The sequence below is a fragment of the Mesorhizobium sp. WSM4820 genome (genome assembly GCF_055811075.1).
The window spans coordinates 490,291-512,645 of sequence record NZ_JBVVQN010000002.1 but is presented as its reverse complement, the minus strand read 5'-3'; the positions used below and the strand labels follow the sequence as shown (position 1 = coordinate 512,645).

20 protein-coding genes are annotated in these 22,355 nt (G+C 64.1%); 15 read left to right on the top strand and 5 right to left on the bottom strand.

The annotated features are described in order from the left end of the window. The first annotated feature begins 103 nt into the window (after positions 1 to 103). From AC0L2R_RS05835 to AC0L2R_RS05820, 4 genes are read left to right on the top strand one after another with little or no spacing between them, the layout of a single operon-like run. A complete protein-coding gene (locus tag AC0L2R_RS05835) occupies positions 104 to 898 on the top strand; it encodes a transporter substrate-binding domain-containing protein (protein ID WP_473508081.1) in 795 nt (264 codons plus the stop codon). A 40-nt stretch (positions 899 to 938) separates the two neighbouring features. Then, the gene (locus tag AC0L2R_RS05830; protein WP_473508035.1) at positions 939 to 1,610 is read left to right on the top strand and encodes an amino acid ABC transporter permease; all 672 of its coding nucleotides are present in this window, start codon (positions 939 to 941) and stop codon (positions 1,608 to 1,610) included. A gap of 10 nt (positions 1,611 to 1,620) precedes the next feature. Next, entirely contained in the window at positions 1,621 to 2,280 is a 660-nt protein-coding gene (locus tag AC0L2R_RS05825) for an amino acid ABC transporter permease (RefSeq protein WP_091591934.1), read from the top strand. Next, on the top strand, positions 2,258 to 2,983 hold the full coding sequence (locus tag AC0L2R_RS05820; RefSeq protein WP_473508034.1) for an amino acid ABC transporter ATP-binding protein: 726 nt from the start codon (positions 2,258 to 2,260) through the stop codon (positions 2,981 to 2,983). The genes AC0L2R_RS05825 and AC0L2R_RS05820 overlap by 23 nt, the downstream gene beginning before the upstream one ends. Positions 2,984 to 3,153: 170 nt before the next feature. Here the strand turns inward: AC0L2R_RS05820 and msrA are convergent, their stop codons facing one another. The 3 genes from msrA to AC0L2R_RS05805 all read right to left on the bottom strand — a co-directional run bounded on the left by msrA (position 3,154) and on the right by AC0L2R_RS05805 (position 5,754). Continuing rightward, entirely contained in the window at positions 3,154 to 3,894 is a 741-nt protein-coding gene (gene msrA, locus AC0L2R_RS05815) for a peptide-methionine (S)-S-oxide reductase MsrA (protein ID WP_473508033.1), read from the bottom strand. Between the two features lie 111 nt (positions 3,895 to 4,005). Then, positions 4,006 to 4,284, bottom strand: a complete 279-nt coding sequence (locus AC0L2R_RS05810) for a hypothetical protein (RefSeq protein WP_128245691.1) — start codon at positions 4,282 to 4,284, stop codon at positions 4,006 to 4,008. A 420-nt stretch (positions 4,285 to 4,704) separates the two neighbouring features. Continuing rightward, positions 4,705 to 5,754 carry a TadE/TadG family type IV pilus assembly protein gene (locus AC0L2R_RS05805; protein WP_473508032.1) on the bottom strand — a complete coding sequence of 350 codons (1,050 nt, stop codon included), beginning with the start codon at positions 5,752 to 5,754 and terminating at the stop codon, positions 4,705 to 4,707. A gap of 158 nt (positions 5,755 to 5,912) precedes the next feature. On the opposite strand from AC0L2R_RS05805, the gene lepA reads away from it, so the two are divergent. From lepA to AC0L2R_RS05785, 4 genes are all read left to right on the top strand, one after another. Continuing rightward, positions 5,913 to 7,718, top strand: coding sequence for a translation elongation factor 4 (lepA, locus tag AC0L2R_RS05800; protein ID WP_287206326.1), 1,806 nt, complete (start codon positions 5,913 to 5,915; stop codon positions 7,716 to 7,718). Positions 7,719 to 7,830: 112 nt separating this feature from the next. Beyond that, positions 7,831 to 9,852: a hydantoinase/oxoprolinase N-terminal domain-containing protein gene (locus AC0L2R_RS05795; RefSeq protein WP_473508031.1), complete on the top strand. Its 2,022-nt coding sequence runs from the start codon at positions 7,831 to 7,833 to the stop codon at positions 9,850 to 9,852. A gap of 168 nt (positions 9,853 to 10,020) precedes the next feature. Then, complete coding sequence (locus AC0L2R_RS05790; protein ID WP_473508030.1) at positions 10,021 to 12,213, top strand: malate synthase G; 2,193 nt, start codon at positions 10,021 to 10,023, stop codon at positions 12,211 to 12,213. A 141-nt stretch (positions 12,214 to 12,354) separates the two neighbouring features. Then, on the top strand, positions 12,355 to 12,897 hold the full coding sequence (locus AC0L2R_RS05785; RefSeq protein ID WP_287068089.1) for a hypothetical protein: 543 nt from the start codon (positions 12,355 to 12,357) through the stop codon (positions 12,895 to 12,897). A gap of 61 nt (positions 12,898 to 12,958) precedes the next feature. On the opposite strand, the gene AC0L2R_RS05780 is transcribed toward AC0L2R_RS05785, so the two are convergent. Next, positions 12,959 to 14,491 (bottom strand): YifB family Mg chelatase-like AAA ATPase, encoded by a 1,533-nt coding sequence (locus AC0L2R_RS05780; RefSeq protein ID WP_023801437.1) that lies wholly within the window; start codon positions 14,489 to 14,491, stop codon positions 12,959 to 12,961. A gap of 182 nt (positions 14,492 to 14,673) precedes the next feature. Then, complete coding sequence (gene gshB / locus AC0L2R_RS05775) at positions 14,674 to 15,615, bottom strand: glutathione synthase (RefSeq protein WP_473508029.1); 942 nt, start codon at positions 15,613 to 15,615, stop codon at positions 14,674 to 14,676. Between the two features lie 443 nt (positions 15,616 to 16,058). Between gshB and AC0L2R_RS05770 the strand changes: the two genes are divergently transcribed. The 7 genes from AC0L2R_RS05770 to AC0L2R_RS05740 all read left to right on the top strand — a co-directional run bounded on the left by AC0L2R_RS05770 (position 16,059) and on the right by AC0L2R_RS05740 (position 22,348). After that, positions 16,059 to 16,826, top strand: coding sequence for an SDR family NAD(P)-dependent oxidoreductase (locus AC0L2R_RS05770; RefSeq protein ID WP_473508028.1), 768 nt, complete (start codon positions 16,059 to 16,061; stop codon positions 16,824 to 16,826). Further along, on the top strand, positions 16,823 to 17,764 hold the full coding sequence (locus AC0L2R_RS05765; RefSeq protein ID WP_473508027.1) for a 2-dehydro-3-deoxygalactonokinase: 942 nt from the start codon (positions 16,823 to 16,825) through the stop codon (positions 17,762 to 17,764). The genes AC0L2R_RS05770 and AC0L2R_RS05765 overlap by 4 nt, the downstream gene beginning before the upstream one ends. 22 nt (positions 17,765 to 17,786) lie before the next feature. After that, the gene (locus AC0L2R_RS05760; RefSeq protein WP_473508026.1) at positions 17,787 to 18,428 is read left to right on the top strand and encodes a 2-dehydro-3-deoxy-6-phosphogalactonate aldolase; all 642 of its coding nucleotides are present in this window, start codon (positions 17,787 to 17,789) and stop codon (positions 18,426 to 18,428) included. After that, the gene (locus AC0L2R_RS05755) at positions 18,425 to 19,306 is read left to right on the top strand and encodes an SMP-30/gluconolactonase/LRE family protein (protein ID WP_473508025.1); all 882 of its coding nucleotides are present in this window, start codon (positions 18,425 to 18,427) and stop codon (positions 19,304 to 19,306) included. The genes AC0L2R_RS05760 and AC0L2R_RS05755 overlap by 4 nt, the downstream gene beginning before the upstream one ends. Positions 19,307 to 19,401: 95 nt before the next feature. Beyond that, a complete protein-coding gene (locus AC0L2R_RS05750; RefSeq protein ID WP_473508024.1) occupies positions 19,402 to 20,472 on the top strand; it encodes a D-alanine--D-alanine ligase family protein in 1,071 nt (356 codons plus the stop codon). A gap of 107 nt (positions 20,473 to 20,579) precedes the next feature. Beyond that, entirely contained in the window at positions 20,580 to 21,248 is a 669-nt protein-coding gene (locus tag AC0L2R_RS05745; protein ID WP_473508023.1) for a helix-turn-helix domain-containing protein, read from the top strand. A 29-nt stretch (positions 21,249 to 21,277) separates the two neighbouring features. After that, complete coding sequence (locus AC0L2R_RS05740) at positions 21,278 to 22,348, top strand: extracellular solute-binding protein (protein WP_473508022.1); 1,071 nt, start codon at positions 21,278 to 21,280, stop codon at positions 22,346 to 22,348. Positions 22,349 to 22,355 lie beyond the last annotated feature (7 nt).

Sequence of the window (22,355 nt, the reverse complement as noted above, 5' to 3'; positions counted from 1 at the left end):
GCCAATCCCGCCGGGAAAGTCCGATTCGCAGCGATTTCGATGGTTTGGCATGTCTGTTGCTTTGCCCTGGCGACCAATTGGTTTTGTCCAGTCAAAGGGAAAGATAATGAACCGTCGCAATGTCTGCATGCTGGCCTTCGCCGCCGCCGTTGGAATGGCCATGCCTTCGTCTCCGCAGGCGCGGGCCGACGCCTTGAGCGACATCGCGGCGCGCGGCACCGTCCGCATCGCCGTACCACAGGATTTCCCGCCCTTCGGCAGTGTCGGCGCCGACATGACGCCGCAAGGCTACGACGTCGACATCGCCAATCTGATTGGCGAAAAGCTCGGCGCCAAGCTCGAGATCGTCCCGGTCACCAGCGCCAACCGCATTCCCTATCTCCAGACCAACAAAGTCGACCTGGTCATTTCCAGCCTCGGCAAGAATCCCGATCGCGAGAAGGTCATCGACTTTTCCGAAGCCTATGCTCCGTTCTACAACGGCGTGTTCGCTCCGGCAGACGTCGCCGTCGCAAAAGCGGAAGACCTCGCCGGCAAGACCGTTGGCGTCACCCGCGGCGCGATCGAAGATCTCGAACTGACCAGGGTTGTGCCCGCGAGCGTCGAGATCAAGCGCTACGAGGACAATAACGGCACTATTTCCGCTTTCCTGTCGGGCCAGGTCGAGGTGATCGCGACCGGGAATGTCGTCGCCGCCGCCATCCTCGAAAAGAACCCGCCTAAGCGGCCGGAACTCAAGTTCCTGATCAAGAACTCGCCTTGCTACATCGGCATGAACAAGGAGCAGCCGGCGTTGATGGCCAAGATCAACGGGATCATCGCCGCCGCCAGGTCCGATGGAGCCCTCAACGCCATTTCGCAAAAATGGCTGAAGGTGGACCTGCCGGCTGAGCTGTGATCGCCGCCCGCCGCGTGTGGCTGAGGTCGGATAGCAAGTTATGACCTATCAGTTCGATTTCAGCTGGCTGATCGGATCTCTGCCGGTGCTGCTCAGGGGCATCCGGATCACCGTGCAGCTTATCCTGATCGGCGCGGTGTTCGGCGTGGCATTGGGCATTGCCTGCGCCTGGGTGCGGGCGCTGGGGCCGAAATGGCTAAAACCCGTTGTTGCGACCTATGTCGAGCTGATCCGCAACACGCCCTTCCTCATCCAGCTGTTCTTCATCTTCTTCGGCCTGCCGTCGCTTGGTATCAGGATGTCGGAACTGACCGCCGCCAACCTCGCCATGATTGTCAACCTCGGCGCCTACAGCTGCGAGATCATCCGCGCCGGAATCCAGGCCACGTCGCGCGGCCAGTTCGAGGCCGGCGCCAGCCTCGCCATGACCCCGTTCCAGACCTTCTGGCACGTGGTTCTGGTCCCGGCGCTGCAGCGCATCTGGCCTGCGCTGTCGTCGCAGATCGTCATCGTCATGCTGGGTTCGGCCGTCGTTTCGCAGATTGCCGCTGAGGACCTGACCTTCGCCGCCAATTTTATCCAGTCGCGCAATTTCAGGGCCTTCGAAACCTACATCGTCTCCACCTTGATCTACCTGGCGCTCGCCATCCTGCTGCGCCAGCTGCTGGCCGGCCTGGGCGAGATGCTGTTCCCGAGGAAGGCGTCGCGATGAGACAGGCGCCATGACCGAGTTCAGCTTCTGGGACATCCTGCGCAATCTGCTTCTGGCCGCCCGCTGGACCGTTGTCCTCTCGCTGGTCTCCTTCATCGGCGGCGGCATCGTCGGTGCGGCCCTGCTTTTCCTGCGCATCGGCGGTCGGCGTGGGATGCAGTTTCTGTCACGGGGCTACATCCAGCTGTTTCAGGGCACGCCGCTGCTGATGCAGCTCTTTCTGGCATTCTTCGGTCTTGGCCTGTTCGGCATCGACGTTCCCGCCTGGCTTGCCGCCTGTGTCGCGCTCATCCTGTGGACTGCCGCCTTCCTCGCCGAAATCTGGCGCGGCTGCGTCGAGAGCATTGCTAAGGGTCAATGGGAGGCGTCAGCCAGCCTCGGCATGGGTTATCTCCAGCAGATGCGCTACGTTATCCTGCCGCAGGCCCTGAAAGTGGCGGTGCCGCCGACCGTTGGCTTCTCGGTGCAGGTGGTGAAGGGCACCGCGCTCACCTCGATCATCGGCTTCGTCGAACTGTCGAAGGCCGGTTCGATCGTCACCAACGCGACGTTCCAGCCGTTCACCGTCTATGGCCTGGTCGCGCTCATCTACTTTGCTTTGTGCTGGCCGCTGTCGAAATCCAGCCAGCTCCTGGAAAGGAAGCTCAATGTCGCTCATCGCAATCACTGAGGTGAAGAAGCGCTTCGGCGACAACGAGGTGCTGAAGGGGATTTCCATCGACGTCGCGCCGGGCGAGGTCGTCGCCATCATCGGCAAGAGCGGTTCGGGCAAGTCGACGCTGCTGCGCTGCATCAACGGGCTCGAGACCATCGATGAAGGCTCGATCGTCGTCGCCGGCGCCCAGTTCCTGCCCGACGAGGTGCATCTCAAGGCGCTGCGCCTGAAGGTCGGCATGATTTTTCAGCAATTCAACCTGTTTCCGCATCTCACCGCCGGCGGCAATGTCATGCTGTCGCAGATGGTGGTGAAGAAGACGCCGAAGAACGACGCCGAGGCGGTCGCGCGAAAAATGCTCGACCGCGTCGGTCTCGCCCACAAGTTCGATGCGTTGCCGGACGAATTGTCCGGCGGCCAGCAGCAGCGCGTGGCGATCGCCCGGGCGCTCGCCATGCAGCCCATCGCGCTGCTATGCGACGAGATCACCTCGGCGCTCGATCCCGAGCTCGTCGCCGAAGTGCTGGCCGTCGTCAAGGAATTGGCGGCGGAAGGCATGACGCTGGTGATGGTCACCCACGAGATGCGCTTTGCCCGCGACGTCTGCTCGCGCGTCGTCTTCATGCATCAGGGTCGTGTCCACGAGATCGGCGCCCCCGAGGACGTTTTTTCCAATCCCAGGACGCCGGAGCTCCGGCAGTTTCTGGGCGTGCAATAAGCTGTGTTGATATTCAGCCGGCCTGCACCCGGCGGTACTCGCGTACCCGAAAGTGCGCTCCGTTCCGGTTCTCGGAATCCACCATTTTCGGCGCGGCCTGACCTGTACCTCACCACACCTGACGCCGACATGCGTCCATTAGGACGCACCAAGTACACACTGGCAAAAGATCAGCTCTTGTTGCCGGCCAGCACCAGCACCGGCTTGTCGCTGTAGAGGTCTGGGAATAGCGTCTTCAAATTCTCGACCTTGGGCAGGTCGTTGTAGACGATGTAGGGATAGGTCGGGTTCAGCGTCAAAAAGTCCTGGTGGTAGTCCTCGGCCGGATAGAATTTTTTCCCCGTCTCCAGCGTGGTCACGATCGGCTCCGGAAACACGTTGGCCTTGTCGAGCTGGGCGATATAGCTCTCGGCGATCTTCTTCTGCGCGTCGCTTTCGGCAAAGATCGTCGAACGGTATTGCGGGCCGCGGTCCGGACCCTGGTAGTTCAGCTGCGTCGGGTTGTGCGCGACCGAGAAATACACCTGCAGCAGCTGGCCGTAACTGACTTTGGACGGCTCGTAGATGATCTCGACGGCCTCGGCATGCCCGGTCCGGCCGGTGCCGACCGTCTCGTAGACGGCGGTGTCCTTGTCGCCGCCGGCATAGCCGGAGACGGCACTGGTCACGCCCTTGACGTGCTGGAACACGCCTTGCACGCCCCAGAAGCAGCCGCCGGCGAAGACCGCCTTGGCGGTGCCGGCGGCGGGTTTCTCGTCCATCGCCGGCGGCGGGATCACCACCGCCTCCTCGGCCGAAATTGCCGGCGTCTGCCACAAGGCGGCGCCGGCCGCCGCGAGCATCAGCGCCGCAAGCGCGCCCCTGGCGAAGTTCATCCACCGTTTCGCGGCGGTTTTTTCAATGCCGGTCATCTCTGCTCTCCCATGCGTGAGTTTACGATTATACGACAGATAGGTCCGTCGCGGCCTCACATTGCCGTGCGGGCGCGTGCATTCGGCCGCGCCCCGTTCGCGGACGCGGGCCTACTTGGCCGTCCCCATCGCGTCGCAGGCCTTGGTCGCCTCGTCCTTTTTCATCGCGTCGGTTTCCATGGCAGCCTTGTCCATGCAGTCCTTCATCTTTTCGGCCGCCATCGGATCCGCCGGCTTCATCGCGTCGGTCGCCGGCTTCATGGCGTCGGTCGCCATCGCATCGGCCGGCTTCATCGCATCTTCGGCGCGCGCAATGCCGCCGGCGAAAAGCGCCGTCGAGCACAGTGCGAAGGCAAGTGCCGGCAAGGTCAGGCGGGTGAGGTTGGTCATGATGGTCTCCAGGTTGGTGGCGCGCCGGAATGGCGATCACATCAGCTCTTCGCCGCCGCCTGGGCTTTCGTTACAGCCATCACCGCTTCGTGATCGGAAGGCTCGTTGTTTTTGCAACGCTGGATATTGGCGAAAGCGGGTGCGACATCCAATCTCCCTCCTCCTTGTGGGGGACATGTCCGGCAGGACAGAGGGGGGCGACGTAAAGCGCGGCGAGGCAGCCCTTGCGTGCAGTGGCCTCGCTCCCTAACGCCAGGTTAATGCATCGATAACCGGAGAGGCGGTCGAATCTCCTGGCAACAGGGGTGGATCACGGCGGCGGGATTTTCGATCTTGGCAAGGCCGCGGGACAGCGCCCCCCTCTGGCCTGCCGGCCATCTCCCCCACAAGGGGGCAGATTGGCAGCTCAGGCGCCTGCCCCTATTGCGTAAGCACTGTTTGCGAAGGCCGCTGATTGAAGTCGCACTTGCCGGTCACGGTGTAGAAGAAGTCGGCGTTGGACACCGGAGCCGGTACGGGATTGCCGCCGTCTTCCCAGGCCTGCTGGCTGGGTTGGCCGCACGGCACGGCGGTGAAGATGTCCACCAGTTTGCCGTGCGCGACTTCAACGCTGTCGATGTACAACCGGTTCGATGTGTTTGCGTCATTCGACTTGAGCTTGGGTGTTTGGGCCGATGGCACATCCATCTGCAGATACAGCACATCCATCAGGCTGACGTCGATCACCGCGCCGGCGCCGTTCGCGGGGTACATGGTGTTGGTGCAGGTGGTCAGGTATTTCTTGTTGCCGCTCGTCTGGGTAATCGCCCCGGTAGGCAGGCCGTTAAAATTCTGCACCGTCTTGGTCGTGCATTTCTGTTCCTGGACCTTCGTGCTCGTCGCTCCGTTGACCGTATACACTGTCGACGTGCCGTAGCCTTTCGGATCACCAAAATTGTTGTAGACATAAGTGATCTTCATCAGCGGATTGATCGCCGTCTCGGTGAATTTCGTGCCGTAGAGCGTCATTGTCTTGTTCCAATGGCCCGAAACCTTGTCGACCTTGAACGTGGTCTGCACCAGCGCCGGCCGCTTGCGCACTGCCGACGCGACGCCGATCTGCACCGTGTCGACGTGGACGATCTGCATGAAGTTCGTCGGCATGGCAAACTTGGCCGAAGCATCGATGCTGGCGGTGCCGTCGGCGGCGACGACGAAGCTATCGAGCTTGGCGGTGCCTTGCCCGCTATTGGCCGTAAACGACTCCTGCAGTTTCACCTGACGGTCCGCCAGTAACGTGCTGGTTGGCAGCGTCGTGATCGACAGCGTCGCGGCATCGAGCGCATTCTGCATCGATCCCTTGGTCGCAATGGCCGCGTTATAGTCGACCGAGAGGCCCAGAGCGGCACACATCGGGATAAGCATAATGGCGAGTATCGGCGCTAAGGAGCCGCTCTCGGAACTGAGAAAATGGCTTCCGAACAGTGGCATTTCGTGTTCTCCAAACGGTAACAGGTCGTGCCTATTACGCAGGGCGCGAATTATGCCCTAATCTGATGGAGCAAAGTTTAACGACGTTGCGATCGCCGGCGGCTCATGCGGCGCCCGGCCGCTTGCCCGGGCAAGCTGCCCCTGCTAAAGCGCCCGACATGACCACGCCGATCAAGAACATCCGCAATTTCTCCATCGTCGCGCATATCGACCATGGCAAATCCACGCTTGCCGACCGGCTGATCCAGCTGACCGGCGGGCTGGAGCTGCGCGACATGAAGGAGCAGGTGCTGGACTCGATGGATATCGAGCGCGAGCGCGGCATTACCATCAAGGCGCAGACGGTGCGGCTGAAATACCACGCCAGCAACGGCGAGGATTATATCCTGAATCTGATCGACACGCCCGGCCATGTCGACTTCGCCTATGAAGTGTCGCGGTCGCTGGCCGCCTGCGAGGGCTCGCTGCTGGTCGTCGATGCCTCGCAAGGCGTCGAGGCGCAGACATTGGCCAATGTCTATCAGGCCATCGACAACAACCACGAGATCGTCGTGGTACTGAACAAGGTCGACCTGCCGGCCGCCGAGCCCGAGCGCATCCGCGAGCAGGTCGAGGAGGTGATCGGCATCGATGCCTCCAACGCCGTGCTGATCTCGGCCAAGACCGGCCTCGGGATTCCCGATGTGCTGGAGGCGATCGTCAACGATTTGCCGCCGCCGCGCGAGGGCGACATTGCTGCCCCGCTGAAGGCGATGCTGGTCGACAGCTGGTACGACGCCTATCTCGGCGTTATCGTGCTGGTCCGCATCATCGACGGCGTGCTGAAGAAGGGCCAGACCATTCGCATGATGGGCACCGGCGCCAAGTACCTGGTCGAGCGCACCGGCGTCTTCACGCCGGCCCGCATCAATGTAGACGAGCTCGGCCCCGGCGAGTTCGGCTTCTTCACCGGCTCGATCAAGGAAGTCGCCGATACCCGCGTCGGCGACACCATCACCGAGGACAAGCGCCAGACGGCACAGGCCCTGCCCGGCTTCAAGCCGGCGCAGCCGGTGGTGTTCTGCGGCCTGTTCCCGGTCGACGCCGCCGATTTCGAGGATCTGCGCGCCGCAGTCGGCAAGCTGCGCCTCAACGACGCTTCTTTCTCCTTTGAAATGGAAACCAGCGCCGCGCTCGGTTTCGGCTATCGCTGCGGCTTCCTCGGCCTGCTGCATCTGGAAATCATCCAGGAGCGGCTGGAGCGCGAGTTCAACCTCGACCTCATCGCCACGGCGCCGTCGGTCGTCTACCGGCTGCTGTTGAACGACGGCACGACCAAGGAATTGCACAACCCCGCCGACATGCCCGACGTGGTCAAGATATCGGCCATCGAGGAGCCGTGGATCCGCGCCACCATTCTGACGCCGGACGAGTATCTCGGCGGCATCCTAAAACTCTGCCAGGACCGGCGCGGCATCCAGGCCGACCTGTCCTATGTCGGCAAGCGCGCCATGCTGACCTACGACCTGCCGCTCAACGAGGTCGTCTTCGACTTTTACGACCGGCTGAAGTCGATCTCCAAGGGCTACGCCTCTTTCGACTATCATTTGACCGACTATCGCGAGGGCGACCTGGTTAAAATGTCGATCCTGGTCAACGAGGAGCCGGTCGACGCGCTGTCGATGCTGGTCCACCGCACGGCGGCAGAAAAGCGCGGCCGGCTGATGTGCGAGAAGCTGAAGGAACTGATCCCGAACCATCTGTTCAAGATCCCGATCCAGGCGGCAATCGGCGGCAAGGTCATCGCCCGCGAGACGATCTCGGCGCTGCGCAAGGATGTCACTGCCAAATGCTACGGCGGCGACGTCTCGCGCAAGCGCAAGCTGCTCGACAAGCAGAAAGAGGGCAAGAAGCGGATGCGCCAGTTCGGCAAGGTCGACATCCCGCAGGAGGCGTTTATCCAGGCGCTGAAGATGGGCGATTGAGAAGCCGTCCGCGCGTAGCTGAGGGGGGATCAGGCTTCGTGGCCCAGCGCTCGCGGCTTTATCAGCCGGCGCGTATCGGCTAAGGGCGGGGAGCAAAATCCCGGATCCGCCAATGACCTCCAAATCCTCCCCCCTGTTCCTCGGCATCGACACCGGCGGCACCTATACCGATGCCGTGCTGTGGTCGGAAGCCGGTGGCGCTAACGGAAAGGTTCTGGCCAAGGCCAAGGCGCTGACCACCCGTCACGATCTGGCGGTCGGCATTTCGGGCGCGGTCGATGCGGTGCTGCAAAAAGCCGGCACCGACCCTGCAGCGATCAAACTGGTGTCGATGTCGACGACACTTGCCACCAATGCGCTGGTAGAGGGCCAGGGCGGCCGCGTCGCGCTGGTGATGATCGGCTTTGCCGAGGGCGACCTTGCCCGCGACGGGCTGAAGACCGCACTCGGCACCGACCCTGTCGTGTTCTGCCCCGGCGGCCACGATGTCCACGGCAATGCGGCGAAACTCGATCTGTCCGGGCTGGAGGCAGCGCTGCCGGAACTGGGCGCCTCGGTGTCCGGCTTTGCCGTCTGCGCCTATTTCGCCACTCGCAACCCGGCGCATGAGCTAAGCGCGCGGAACCTGATCCGCGACGTAACCGGCCTGCCGGTCACCGCCAGCCACGAGCTTTCGGCCAAGCTCGGCGGCCCACGCCGGGCGCTGACGACGCTGCTCAACGCCAGGCTGATCTCGATGATCGACCGGCTGGTGGCGGCGACCGAGGGCTTTCTTGCTGCGCGCGGCATCGCCGCTCCGCTGATGGTGGTGCGCGGCGACGGCGCCCTGGTCTCGGCCGCCTTCGCCCGCCAGCGGCCGATCGAGACGATTCTTTCAGGCCCGGCCGCCAGCCTTGTCGGCGCTCGCCACATGACCGGCCTCGACAATGCAGTCGTCTCCGACATCGGCGGCACCACCACCGACGTTGCCGTGCTCGACCAGGGCCGTCCCAGGCTTGACCCGGAAGGCGCCACCGTCGGCGGCTTCCGCACCATGGTCGAGGCGGTCGCCATGCGCACCTTTGGACTCGGCGGCGATTCCGAAGTGACGCTGGAGGATGGCGCGCTCAACCCAAGAATCCTGCTCGGGCCGCGCCGCCTGGTGCCGCTGGCGCTGGCCGGCATGATGCATGGCGAAGCGGTGACCGTCGAACTGGAACGCCAAATCCGCGCGGCCAACCCCAGCCGCATGGATGGCCGGCTGGCGGTCAGGACTGGCGTGCCGGAGCGGCTGGCTGCCGGCCTGACCGGCGCCGAGGCCAAGCTTTATGAACTGATCGGCGCGACGCCGCTCGCCGTCGACCGGCTTTTGACATCAAATGCCCAGAACGCCACCTTGAACCGGTTGGTGTCGCGCGGGCTGGTGCATGTCGCCGGCTTTACGCCGTCGGACGCCGCCCATGTGCTGGGCAAGCAGGCCAACTGGGATGCCGCCACGGCTCGGCTCGGTGCCGAGCTGTTCGCCCGCAAGCGCGACGGCCGCGGACAGGCGATCGCCGCCACGACGGAGGCGATCTCGGAACGGGTACTGACCACGCTGACCCGGCTGTCGGCGGAAGTCATCCTCGAAACCGCCTTTGCCGAGGACGGGCTGGATGGCGCGGCGACCGTGGCGCACGCGCTGGTCCAGCGCGCCGTCGATTCCCATCCCGGCATCGCACGGCTCAGCGTCGCGCTCGACCGCCCGGTCATCGGCCTCGGCGCCTCGGCGCCGCTGCATTATGCCGGGCTGCCGCCGCTGGTCGGCCATGACTGCGTGGTGCCCGAAGATACCGATGTCGCCAATGCGCTCGGCGCCGTCGTCGGCCAGGTCAGGGTTTCGGCGGAGGCGCGCGTCAGCCAGCCCCAGGAAGGGCTGTTTCGCGTCGCCTCGGGCGAAAGCGTGCGCGACTTCAATGACGAGGCGGCGGCGATCGCGGCAGCGGAAACCGATGTCCGCGCCATTGCCGCCGGGCGGGCCAGGGACGCCGGCACCGACAGCGCCGAAATCGAGATCGCCAGCGAATTCCGCGTTTCGACCGTCGAGGGCCAGCGCATGTTCATCGAGGCGCATGTGGTGGCGGTGGCGTCGGGCAGGCCAAGGATCGCGGTGTAGGGCGCCTTGTGGGAGAAGGGGGAGCCGCACCAGCCTGCGTCAACGCAGAGGGTGAGGCGGCATTCGAAATGGAAGCGATTTGCCCTACCTTCACCCTAAGCTGAATTGACCCTGCCACCCTGACATGTCAAAGGCCCGGCCAAAGCCTTTCGCCTGGAGAAAGCCCCGATGACCGATCGCGTCGAAATCGCCGGATTGCGGATTGCCCGCGAACTTTATGATTTCGTCGTGAACGAGGCGCTGCGGGGCACCTGCATTGCAGCCGACGCCTTGTGGACCGGCTTCTCGGCCATCGTGGATGATTTGGCGCCGAAGAACCGGGCTCTGCTCGCAAAGCGCGACGCGCTGCAAGGCCAGATCGACCGCTGGTATCACGACAATGGCGCGCCCAGCGACATGGAAGCCTACAAGGATTTCCTGAGGGAAATCGGCTATCTCGTGCCGGAAGGGCCGGCCTTCTCCGTAGCGACGGACAATGTCGACCCTGAGATCTCGATGGTTGCCGGGCCGCAATTGGTGGTGCCGGTGATGAACGCGCGTTACGCGCTGAATGCCGCCAATGCGCGCTGGGGCTCGCTCTATGATGCGCTCTACGGCACCGACGCCATTCCAGAGACCGACGGCGCCGAGAGGGGCGCCAGGTTCAATCCCGAGCGCGGCGCCAGGGTCATTGCCTGGGCGAAGGGTTTTCTCGACGATTCGGTCCCGCTGACGACCGGCAAATGGGCAGGGGTGAACGGGCTTTCCGTGGCCAACGGCATGCTGCGGCTGGGCGAGGGCGCCGGCGCCACCACGCTCGCCGATCCCAAACAGTTTGCCGGCTATCGCGGCGACGCCGATAATCCCGAAGCCGTCCTGCTCACCCGCAATGGCCTGCATATCGAGATTGTGATCGACCGCAGCAACCAGATCGGCAAGACCGATCCGGCAGGCATTGCCGACATCGTGCTGGAATCGGCGCTGACCACCATTCAGGACTGCGAGGATTCGGTCGCGGCGGTCGATGCGCAGGACAAGGTTTTGGTCTACCGCAACTGGCTCGGCCTGATGAAGGGCGACCTTGCCGAGGAGATCACCAAGGCTGGCAGCACGTTTACGCGTAAACTCAATCCCGACCGGTCGTACACCGCGCCTGATGGGGGCACGCTGTCCCTGCCCGGCCGCTCGCTGATGCTGATCCGCAACGTCGGCCACCTCATGACCAATCCGGCGATTACGGACCGCGACGGCAACGAAGTGCCGGAAGGCATCATGGATGCGACGATGACGGCGCTGATCGCGCTACACGATGTCGGCCCGAACGGCCGCCGGCTAAACTCGCGCGCGGGCTCGATGTATGTCGTAAAGCCCAAGATGCACGGCCCGGAAGAAGTTGCCTTCGCCGTCGAGATATTCGACCGTGTCGAGGCGGTGCTCGGCATGGCGAAAAACACCATCAAGATGGGCATTATGGACGAGGAGCGGCGCACCACCGTCAACCTCAAGGAGGCGATCCGCGCCGCCAAAGATCGCGTCGTCTTCATCAACACCGGTTTTCTCGACCGCACCGGCGACGAGATCCACACCTCGATGGAAGCCGGCCCGATGATCCGCAAGGGCGACATGAAGCAGGCCGTCTGGATTGCCGCCTACGAAGCCTGGAACGTCGACGCCGGGCTGGAATGCGGGCTGGCCGGCCGCGCCCAGATCGGCAAGGGCATGTGGGCGATGCCCGATCTGATGGCGGCGATGCTGGCGGAAAAGATCGCCCATCCCAGGGCCGGCGCCAACACCGCCTGGGTGCCGTCGCCGACAGCGGCGACGCTGCACGCCACCCATTACCACAAGGTCGACGTCGGCGCTATGCAGGCGGCGCTGAAGAGCCGCCCCAAGGCAAAGCTCGACGACATCTTGTCGGTGCCGGTAGCGGTGCGGCCGAACTGGTCGCCGGCGGAGGTCCAGAACGAGCTCGACAACAACGCGCAAGGCATTCTGGGCTATGTCGTCCGTTGGATCGACCAGGGCGTCGGCTGCTCGAAAGTGCCTGACATCAATGACGTAGGCCTGATGGAGGACCGCGCCACGCTGCGCATCTCCTCGCAACACATCGCCAACTGGCTGCATCACGGCGTGTGCACCTCAGACCAGGTGATGGAGACGATGAAGCGCATGGCCGGCGTCGTCGACCGCCAGAACGCAGGCGATCCGCTCTACCGGCCGATGGCCCCTGACTTCGACAAGTCGATTGCCTTCCTCGCCGCCTGCGACCTCGTCTTCAAGGGCCGGGTCCAGCCCAACGGCTACACCGAGCCGGTGCTTCATGCGCGACGGTTGGAGCTGAAGGCGAAGGAAAGACCCTCGCTAGCGCGCACAGAGTTCTAGTATAACCCGACAGATATTAGCAATTGCTAAGACATCGTTGTCCCGGTGCACGCGATCTGCTACGATTTAACCACCGACAAACGGCTCTGGGAGGCCGTGCGTCCGACATCATGCACAAGAACTCAAAACCGGAGAACGGCCATGACACGGCTTCTGACGGTCGCTGCCCTTGTGGCGGCGGGCAGTTTGGTTGCGATGCAAGGCGCAGCCGCCGATGACGCTGCGATGATCAAGAGCGCTGAATCCGCCGCACCCCCCGCTGTATCAAGCGGCGCTGCGATCCACGCTATGGATGAGAAGGGTGCAATGCGCACACTGCGCGAGGGCACAAACGGCTTCTGGTGCATGCCGGACAACCCGGCCACACCTGGCCCGGATCCAATGTGTGGCGATGCCAACGCGATGGAATGGGCGATGGCGTGGATTGGAAAAAAGGAACCGCCCAAGGGCAAGGTCGGCTTCATGTATATGCTGGCCGGCGGCACCGACGGCAGCAACACCGATCCTTATGCGACGAAGCCCGAGGAAGGCAACAATTGGGTGGAGACCGGACCGCACGTGATGATCGTCAACGCAATGGATATGATGCAGGGCTATCCGGCTGACCCCAAACCTGACACGTCCAGGCCATATGTGATGTGGGCGGGCACTCCCTACGCACATCTCATGATCCCGGTTAAGTAGCTGCCGCGGCGGGCCGGGCCGGTCACCCTCCCTCAAGGGACCCTCAAGGGGGAGGGGAACGTCACGCCGCCTGCGCCATTCGCTCCGAACTCATGCGGTACGAAATCGCCTCGGCCAGATGGATGCGGCCGACAGTCTCGCTGGCCTCGAGATCGGCCAATGTCCGCGCCACCTTCAGCACCCGGTGATAGGCCCGCGCCGAAAAGCCGAGCTTTTCACTGGCATCCCTGAGCAGCGACAGGCCTGATGCATCCGGCATCGCGATCTCCTCGATGACAGAGGGGGAGCAGTGCGCGTTGGTGGTGACGGAGGTCGCGCCGAGCCGCTCGAAACGTTCGCGCTGGGTTGTCCGCGCGCGGGCCACGCGCAGCGCCACGTCGGCACTTTTCTCCGCCCGGTCCGGCCGGATCAGATCGCTGGCCGAGACCGCCGGCACCTCGATCCGGAGATCAATGCGGTCGAGCAGCGGGCCTGATATGCGCGCCTGGTAGTCGGTGCGGCAGCGGTCGCCGCGCAGGCAGCGATAGCCCGGCTCGCCGGCCATCCCGCAGCGGCACGGGTTCATCGCCGCGACCAGCTGGATGCGCGCCGGATAGGTGACGCGATGATTGGCGCGGGCGATCATGCAGTCGCCGGTCTCCAGCGGCTGGCGCAGCGCGTCGAGCGCCTGCGGCGAGAATTCGGGAAACTCGTCGAGGAACAGCACGCCGTGGTGGGCCAGCGAGGCCTCGCCCGGCCGCACGCGCAGGCCGCCGCCGACCAGCGCTGCCATCGAGGCCGAATGGTGCGGCGCGCGGAACGGCCGCCGGTCGGTCAGCTTGCCTTCACCAAGCTCGCCGGCCACCGAGGCGATCATCGAGACTTCGAGCAATTCCCGCGGCGCCAGCGGCGGCAGGATCGACGGCAGCCGCTGCGCCAGCATCGATTTTCCCGATCCTGGCGGACCGATCATCAGCATGTTATGGCCGCCGGCCGCCGCCACTTCGAGTGCCCGCTTGGCGGTCTCCTGGCCCTTGATGTCGGCAAGATCCGGCAGGTCGCGCGCCGAGGCGTGGATTCCTGCCTCCGGCCGCGACAGCACCTGCGTGCCGCGAAAATGATTGGCGATGGCGATCAGGCTGCGCGGCGCCAGAATGTCGAAATCCTTGCCGGCCCACGCCGCTTCCGGGCCGCAGGCGAAAGGGCAGATCAGGCCCTTGCCTTCGGCATTGGCGCCGATCGCCGCCGGCAGCGCGCCGGCCACCGCGGCGATGGTGCCGTCGAGCGACAGTTCGCCAAGCACAACATAGCCGGCCAGCATGTCGCCTGGAATGGCGCCAAGCGCCGCCATCAGGCCAAGCGCGATCGGCAAATCGTAATGGCTGCCTTCCTTGGGCAGATCGGCGGGCGCCAGATTGACGGTGACCTTCTTCGATGGCATCGACAGGCCCGATGCGTGCAGCGCCGCCTGCACCCGCTCCCGGCTTTCGGCCACCGCCTTGTCGCCGAGGCCGACGATGTGCATGTTGACCTTGCCGGGCGCGATCATCACCTGCACGTCGACCGGCACGGCCTCGATGCCCTGGAAAGCGACCGTGCGGACCCGCGCAACCATTTTTCTGCCCCCGGACATGGGCTCGCCCGAAGCCCATGCGATCATGCCGCGAACGGCGTCATCTGAGACAACCACAGATTTTGAGCAAAGGCAAGAACATTACGGGAACGATCGAACGTTGTGCCTTGATGGCGCCGCATTGGCTACGGATCGGAAAGCCGCTGTTCCGCCAAGCATGGACGCTACTTGCGCTTGTCCTCGACCGCATCCCAGAACAGGCTCGCAATATCGGCGCCACCAAAACGCTGCACCTCGCGCACGCCGGTCGGCGACGTCACGTTGATCTCGGTCATGTAGTCACCGATCACGTCGATGCCGACGAGGATAAAGCCGCGCTCCTTCAGTGACGGGCCGATGCGGGCGCAGATCTCGCGTTCGCGCTCCGTTAGTTCCGTTTTTTCGGCGCGGCCGCCGACATGCATGTTGGAGCGGGAATCAGTCTCGGCCGGCACCCGGTTGATGGCGCCGACCGGCTCGCCGTCGATCAGGATGATGCGCTTGTCGCCGGCTCGCACCTCCTTCAGATAACGCTGAACGATGTAGGGCTCGCGGAACATCTGGCCGAACATTTCGAGCAGCGAGGCGAGGTTGCGATCGGCCTCGTGCAGGTGGAAGATGCCGGCGCCGCCATTGCCGTAGAGCGGCTTGACGATGATGTCGCCGAATTCCTTGCGGAAGGCGGCAACCTCTTGGCTGTCCTTGGCGATCAGCGTTTCCGGCATCAGGTCGGGAAACTCGGTGACGAAGATTTTTTCCGGGCTGTTGCGCACCCAGGCCGGGTCGTTGACCACCAGCGTCCTGGGATGGATGCGCTCGAGCATATGCGTCGTGGTGATGTAGTTCATGTCGAAAGGCGGGTCCTGCCTGAGCAGGACGACGTCCATCTCCGACAGGTCGGTGCGCACTTTCTCGCCGAGTGAATAGTGACTGCCCTTCTCGTCGCGGACCTGCATTTCCTCGACGCCGGCAAACACCTTGCCGTCACGCAGCGACAGCCGGTCGGGCGTATAATGGAACAGCTGGTGGCCGCGCCGCTGCGCTTCCAGCGACAGCGCAAACGACGTGTCGCCGGCAATCGAGACGGTGGAGATGTGGTCCATCTGGACAGCGACTTTCAGGGGCATGGCGGATCTCCGGCGGATCGGATGGGCTGCTTGCCCTTACAACCTCGCCGGTCATCTGCCAATCGCGACATTTTGAGGAGCGCCTGCTGGGCCTCGATGAGGCGCAGGCGGAGCGCCCTTGTCAGTTCGGCTGCGCCGGCGGCAACGATTCCCGTTCGGGGGGCCGGTCGGGTTTCGATGCCACGCTCGGCTATCTCAGAAATTGCCTCCGTGGCACCTTGCGCGTCAAGGCGATCTGACGAGCGACTTGTCAGACATAAGCCCGCGAATTTGCTTTTTCTCCCTTGCTCCCCCGACCGGGCTGGCTAGGATGCGCGCCGACCGAGCCTACGGTGCCGCGCGTCCTTTTGGACGCGCAAACGACGCTGTAGCACTTTGATTTTGCGCATGATCCTTTCCGTAAATCGCAACCGATTTTCGGGGCCATGCGCGAGGAGAAAAAAATGATGCCATCGGCGCGCTTTGCCGACCTTGAGGGCGCTTCGGTGCTGATCACCGGCGGTGGCTCCGGCATCGGCGCGGCGCTGACCGAGGGTTTTGCCCGCCAGGGGGCAAAGGTCGCCTTCATCGACATCGCCGACGCCCCGAGCCTGGCGCTGGCCGACCGCATCGAAAAGGATCTCGGCCGCCGCCCCCTCTATCTCAAGACCGACATACGCGACGTCGAGGCGCTGCGGGCTTCGGCCGCCAGGGCCGCAGAGGCGCATGGCGACGTCACCGTGCTGGTCAACAATGCAGCACTTGACGATCGCCACGCGGTGGAAGACGTCACCGTGGAGTTCTGGGACAACAACCAGGCGGTCAACCTGCGTCCGCATTTCTTCTCCGCACAGGCGGTGGCGCCGGGCATGAAGCGCGCCGGCGGCGGCTCGATCATCAACTTCACGTCGACGTCGTTCCTGATCAATCACCCCGACATGCCGGCCTATACCGCCGCCAAGGCCGGAATCGTCGGCCTGACCAAGGGGCTTGCCGGCAAGCTCGGCGCCGACGGCATTCGCGTCAATGCGATCGCACCCGGCTGGGTGATCACCGAGCGGCAGAAGCAGCTCTGGGTCACCGAAAAGGCGCTCTCCGCCCACGTGGCCAAGCAATGCATCAAGCAGGTGATGCAGCCGGAAGACGTCGTCGGCACGGTGCTGTTCCTGGCGTCGGACGCTTCGCGCATGCTGACCGCGCAGATGCTGATCGTCGACGGGGGCTTCCTGTGAACTCAGCGAGCAACGTGCCTTCTGTGGCCGCCGTCGATTGGGGCACCACCCGTCTCAGGGTCTGGCTGGTCGATGAGGCCGGAAATGTCCTCGCCGAGCGTCGCGGCGACGACGGGCTGATCACCGCGCAGGCGGCCGGATTTTCGACCATCCTCGAAGGACATCTGGCGGCGATGGGCGCGCCGAAAACGATGCCCGTGATCATCTGCGGCATGGCCGGCTCGCGCCAGGGCTGGCTGGAGGCGCCCTATGTCAGCGTGCCGGCGCCGATCGGCGCCATCCTTGCCGGTGCTGCGCGCGTTCCAGGCCAGCGCCGCGATATCCGCATCGTGCCGGGCCTTGCCCAGCGCCAGGCCGACGCGCCTGACGTCATGCGCGGCGAGGAAACGCAGCTTGCCGGCGCCGGTTTGCCGGCAACAAGCCGCCATCTCGTCTGCATGCCCGGCACCCACTCCAAATGGGTGCTGGTCGAGGACGGCGCCGTTGCCGGTTTTGGCACCTGGCCGACCGGCGAGCTGTTTTCGGTGCTGGCGGCGCATTCGATCCTGCGCCATTCGCTGGGCGAGCAGCCCAAGCCGGTTGCACCAGGCAATCCGTTTTTCCAGCGCTGGTGCGAGATCGCGCTGGCCGAGGGCGGCGATGTCACATCGAGGCTGTTCTCGATCCGCGCTGCGGGCCTATTGCAGGACCTGAAACCCGACGATGCCGCTGCTTGCCTGTCCGGCCTGCTGATCGGCGGCGAGATCGCCTCGGCCAGCCGCCGCTATCGAAAAGGCGCGGCGTCGATCGTGCTGGTCGCATCCGGCGCGCTCGGCACCCTCTACACTGAGGCGCTCGGTCTTGCCGGGCTTGCGGTGAGAGCCGTCGATGCCGACGAGGCGGTGCGTGCCGGCCTCATCGAGGCGGCGCGCAAAAATGGCATGATTGCCCAGACATGATCGACAACAGCGGAGTTGCCGCATGACCGAGACCGCATCGTTTCCGAAGCTCGAGCGCGGGCTTGTCGCCATCCTGCGCGGCCTCAAGCCGGACGAGGCGGTGGCCGTCGGCCGGGCGATCTTCGAGGCCGGCATCGAAACGATCGAAGTGCCGCTCAATTCGCCGGATCCGTTTGTCTCCATCGCGAGAATCGTTGAGGCGCTGCCGGCGACGGCATTGGTCGGCGCGGGGACTGTGTTGACCGCAGCCGATGTCGACGGATTGGAGAAGGCCGGCGGGCGGCTGCTGGTCAGCCCCAACATCGATGCCGAGGTCATGGGTCGCGCCATGAATTACGGCATGGTGACGATGCCGGGCGTATTCACGCCGACCGAAGCCTTCCAGGCCATCGGGCTCGGCGCCTCGGCGCTGAAATTCTTCCCGGCCAGCGTGCTCGGCGCGGCCGGGATCGCGGCGATGCGCGCCGTTTTGCCGGCTGAGACGCTGGTCGGCGCGGTCGGCGGCGTGTCGGAGAAGGACTTTGCCGGCTACAAGGCGGCCGGTGTCAGCGTCTTCGGCCTCGGCTCCAGTCTGTTCAAGCCTGGTATGAGCGTCGACGAGGTGGCAACGCGGGCGCAGGCCGCAGTCGCGGCCTGGGACGCAGCGTTTGGAGCAGCGCCATGAGCGAAGCCATCGTTTCGGTTTTTTCCGACCATGTCTGTCAACTCGGCGAAGGCCCGAGCTATGACCCCGCCACCGAAACGCTCTACTGGTTCGACATCGTCAACGGCCAGCTTCTGGAAAAGCCCCTGTCCGGCGGTGCCGTCAAAATCCACGAGCTTGGCCAAATGGCCAGCGCGATCGCCGTCGTCGACGACAAAAGACAGTTGATCGCCACCGAAACCGGCCTGCATGTCCGCGACGTGGCGACCGGCAAAATGACGCTGCATACGGCCATCGAGGCCGACAATCCGGCGACGCGCTCGAACGATTCGCGCGTCCATCCCTGCGGCGCCTTTTGGGTCGGCACGATGGGCAAGGGCGAGGCAAAGGCCGCTGGCTCGATCTACTGGTTCTTCAGGGGTGAATTGCGCCGGCTCTATTCAGACATCACGGTGTCGAACTCGATCTGTTTTTCCGAAGATGGAACCGTTGCCCATTACACCGATACCAGCACCGGCCTGTTGATGCGCGTCGGCTGCGATCCGGCGGCCGGCCTGCCGGCTGGCGAGCCAAAAATCTTCGTCGATCACCGCAAGGCCAAGGGCTATATCGACGGTTCGGTGCTCGATCGCGACGGTGTCCTGTGGAACGCCTGCTGGGGCGGCAGCGTCGTTGAAGCCTACGGGCCTGACGGCAAGCTCATCCGTTCGGTCGCGATGCCGGTGACGCAGCCGTCCTGCCCGGCCTTTGTCGGCAGGAATGCCGACCGGCTGGCGGTCACCTCCGCCTGGTCGGGCAAGGATGAGAAACAGCGCCTGCTGGATCCGCAAGCCGGCATGACGTTTCTGCTCGACATTCCGGTCAACGGCCGCTTCGAGCCGCGCGTGCTGATTGGCTAGGCTGACGTCGATTTCGCGAAAGCCTGATACATCCGCCATGCGATGGTAGGCAGTCGCGCTGCCAGGCCCGTTCATCGCCAGGAATCGTTGATGCCATGTCAAGCCGCAGGCCGAAGCTGATCCTACTCTACGAGCCGGAAAACGCCTGCTTCGAGCGGCTGGTTGCTGATGGCCACGTGCCGGGGCGCGCCGCCGAAATCGCCTCCTATCTGGCGCAATCGACCGACATCGCCCCTGAGTTCGACGCGCTGGCCGCAGCCTGCCAGACGCGCGGCCTGTCCTTCGCGCCGGTGGCGCTCGACGATGCCGCAAATCTGCTTGCCGGTGAGGATCCGAAGACGACGCTGGTGTGGACGCTGACCGACGGCATCGCCTATTTCCGTGGCGGTGCGGCGCCGGCGCTGGCAAGGCTGAACGGCCTGAAGCTGCTCGGCGCCGATGATGCGCTGTTTGCGCTCTGCCAGGACAAGTTCCGCTCCGGCGCCGTGCTCGGCGCACTCGGCCTGCCGGTGCCGCAATCCGGTTTGGCACGCGACGGACGCTGGCTGGTCGAGCCACCGGCTTCGCCAGCCGGCTGGTTCGTCAAGCCGAGCCGGCTCGGCGCCAAGATTGGCATCTGGCCGGATTCGCGCAGCAGAGATCTCGGCCACGCGCTTGAGCTTAGCCGGCGCGTCTTCGCTGCCTATCGCGACGATGTCGTCGTGCAGCCCTACGTCACCGGGCGCAATGCGCGCGCCAGTTTTCTCGGTCTGAATCCGGACACCGGCGTCGAAGCGCTCGGCATCGTCTTTGTCGAGTCGGGAAGTGATTTCCAGACAATGGAAGACAGCCTGGCGCTCTACGGCGACACCGGCGAGGCTGCCAGGGCGGCGGGAACATATGCCGAGCCGGTGCTGCTGCCGGTTGCCGCCAGCCAGCCGCGAGCCGATGCAAGGATCCGACGGATCGCGCAAAGCCTGATCGCCGGGCTTGGCCTGCGGGATGTGTTTTCCGTCGATTTCCGGATCGAAGCCGACGACAGCATCCACCTCATCGAGTTCGAGGTCTGCCCGGGCCTGCCTTGCTTCGATTTCCGCGCCTATTGCCGTACGCAATGGCAGATGGGCCTCGCCGATGCGATGGCCGCGACCGCCGCGAGCCGTTTTTTCGCCTCGCCCACGAAATGAGCAGCGCCCGCGTACGCAGCCGCGCCGACGGGCCAGGACCGTGCCTCGACAAACGGCTTGCGTTCCGACATTTCACTTAATAGGGTGTTAAGTGAAGGAGGCGCTCGGTGAAAGTCGACCCTGCGACATCCCCGGAGGTAGCCGCGCTGGCGACGACGGAAGCCGGCAAGGCCAAGCATGTCGGCGGCCGGATCAAGGCCATTCGCATGGCCCGACGCATTTCGCTTCGCCAGCTGGCCGACATGGTCGGCACGACGGCGAGCTTCATCAGCCAGCTCGAGCGCAATCTGAGCGGCGCCAGTGCCAGCACCCTGATGCGGATCGCGGCAGCCCTGGATCTCGGCATCAACGAGCTGTTCGAGCAGACCGAGGGCGGGTTCCACAAGGTGCTTACCAGAGCCGACCGCCCCCTGCTGCCGATCAGCCACGGTTGCCGAAAGACGCTGCTGTCGCGTCGGCCGATCCATGAATTCGAGGTTTATTCGGGGGAGTTCGACGTCGGCGGCTCGACCGGCGACGAAGCTTACACGCATGGCGGCAAGCACGAGATGTTCGTCGTCCTGAAGGGCACTGTCGAGCTGACGCTGGCAGACGAGCGCTTCGTCATGAACGAAGGCGACAGCATCGAATACGCCACCTCGACGCCGCATCGTACAGAGAATGTCGGCAAGACGCCGGCGCAGGTGCTCTGGATCATCGCGCCCCCGACCAGTGGCGCGGCGGAACTCAATCGATACACGCCCGGACAAGGCTCGCAGCCGGACGGACCGAACTAATGCGGGTGCACATAAATGGGAGATAAAAAATGAAGACCAGGATCGGACAGGTGGCCGCGCTCGGGCTGCTGATGATCACCACAGCAGCGCTTGCGCAGAGCAAGTCGGTGGCGGGCGAGGTGGCAGAGGGCTCGCTGAAGGGCAAGACGCTCACCTTCGTCTCGTATGGAGGCATTTATCAGGATGGTCAGATCGCAGCGCTGAAAGAGTTCGTCGACAAGTCAGGCGTGACGCTGCTCAGCGACGGGCCAACCGAGATCTCGAAATTGCAGGCGCAGGTCGAGTCCGGCAATGTCACCTGGGACGTTGTCGATACCGGCGATTTCCCGCCCTACGTCTATTGCGGCAAGCTGTTCCAGAAGCTGGACTTCTCAAAGATCGATACGTCCAACATTCCGGAGGGCCAGATCAGCGAATGCAGCGTGCCGGCCATGAACTATGGCGTGGTGCTGATGTACAACACCGAAAAGTACAAGGATAACCCGCCCAAGAGCTGGAAGGATTTCTTCGACATCGAGAAATTCCCGGGCTCGCGCGCCCTGGAGGGCAGCGGCGATCTGTCCGGCGGCATGATCGAGCAGGCGCTGCTCGCCGCCGGCGGGTCGGTCGAAAACATGACGGTTGCCGATATCGACAAGGCTATCGAGAAGGTGAAATCGCTCGGCCCGGACACGATCTTCTGGAAGACCGGCGCCGATTCCCAGCAGCTCGCCGAATCCGGCGAAGCCGACATGATCGCGATGTGGACTGGACGTGCCATGACCGCGGTGAAGAACGGCGCGAAGTACACGCCGGCGTGGCAGGACTGGCTGGTGGTGATGGACCAGATGACCATTCCGATGGGCGTCAAGGACCCCGACGCGGCGCATGCGCTGATCAACGCCTACCTCGGCAAGAGCGCGCAGGAGACGCTTGCAAAAACCACCTCGTATACCCCGATCCACAAGGACGCGAAGCCCGAAGTGGACGAGATCACCGCGGCGTTCATGACCAACACGCCGGACAAGCTGAAGCTTGGCTATCAGCAGAACATCAAGTTCTGGGTGGAGAACTTCGAGGTGGCGAACGAAAAGTGGAATGGGTTGATGGCCGGCAATTAGGTCCGCC

Excerpts from the sequence above, each read along its gene's own strand:
- AC0L2R_RS05750 (WP_473508024.1), top strand. The coding sequence starts at position 19,402 with ATGTCAAGCCGCAGGCCGAAGCTGATCCTACTCTACGAGCCGGAAAAC.
- AC0L2R_RS05790 (WP_473508030.1), top strand. The coding sequence starts at position 10,021 with ATGACCGATCGCGTCGAAATCGCCGGATTGCGGATTGCCCGCGAACTT.
- AC0L2R_RS05785 (WP_287068089.1), top strand. The coding sequence starts at position 12,355 with ATGACACGGCTTCTGACGGTCGCTGCCCTTGTGGCGGCGGGCAGTTTG.
- AC0L2R_RS05755 (WP_473508025.1), top strand. The coding sequence starts at position 18,425 with ATGAGCGAAGCCATCGTTTCGGTTTTTTCCGACCATGTCTGTCAACTC.
- AC0L2R_RS05795 (WP_473508031.1), top strand. The coding sequence starts at position 7,831 with ATGACCTCCAAATCCTCCCCCCTGTTCCTCGGCATCGACACCGGCGGC.
- msrA (WP_473508033.1), bottom strand. The coding sequence starts at position 3,894 with ATGACCGGCATTGAAAAAACCGCCGCGAAACGGTGGATGAACTTCGCC.
- AC0L2R_RS05825 (WP_091591934.1), top strand. The coding sequence starts at position 1,621 with ATGACCGAGTTCAGCTTCTGGGACATCCTGCGCAATCTGCTTCTGGCC.
- AC0L2R_RS05740 (WP_473508022.1), top strand. The coding sequence starts at position 21,278 with ATGAAGACCAGGATCGGACAGGTGGCCGCGCTCGGGCTGCTGATGATC.
- AC0L2R_RS05760 (WP_473508026.1), top strand. The coding sequence starts at position 17,787 with ATGACCGAGACCGCATCGTTTCCGAAGCTCGAGCGCGGGCTTGTCGCC.
- AC0L2R_RS05820 (WP_473508034.1), top strand. The coding sequence starts at position 2,258 with ATGTCGCTCATCGCAATCACTGAGGTGAAGAAGCGCTTCGGCGACAAC.
- lepA (WP_287206326.1), top strand. The coding sequence starts at position 5,913 with ATGACCACGCCGATCAAGAACATCCGCAATTTCTCCATCGTCGCGCAT.
- AC0L2R_RS05780 (WP_023801437.1), bottom strand. The coding sequence starts at position 14,491 with ATGGTTGCGCGGGTCCGCACGGTCGCTTTCCAGGGCATCGAGGCCGTG.
- AC0L2R_RS05770 (WP_473508028.1), top strand. The coding sequence starts at position 16,059 with ATGATGCCATCGGCGCGCTTTGCCGACCTTGAGGGCGCTTCGGTGCTG.
- AC0L2R_RS05830 (WP_473508035.1), top strand. The coding sequence starts at position 939 with ATGACCTATCAGTTCGATTTCAGCTGGCTGATCGGATCTCTGCCGGTG.
- AC0L2R_RS05810 (WP_128245691.1), bottom strand. The coding sequence starts at position 4,284 with ATGACCAACCTCACCCGCCTGACCTTGCCGGCACTTGCCTTCGCACTG.
- AC0L2R_RS05805 (WP_473508032.1), bottom strand. The coding sequence starts at position 5,754 with ATGCCACTGTTCGGAAGCCATTTTCTCAGTTCCGAGAGCGGCTCCTTA.
- gshB (WP_473508029.1), bottom strand. The coding sequence starts at position 15,615 with ATGCCCCTGAAAGTCGCTGTCCAGATGGACCACATCTCCACCGTCTCG.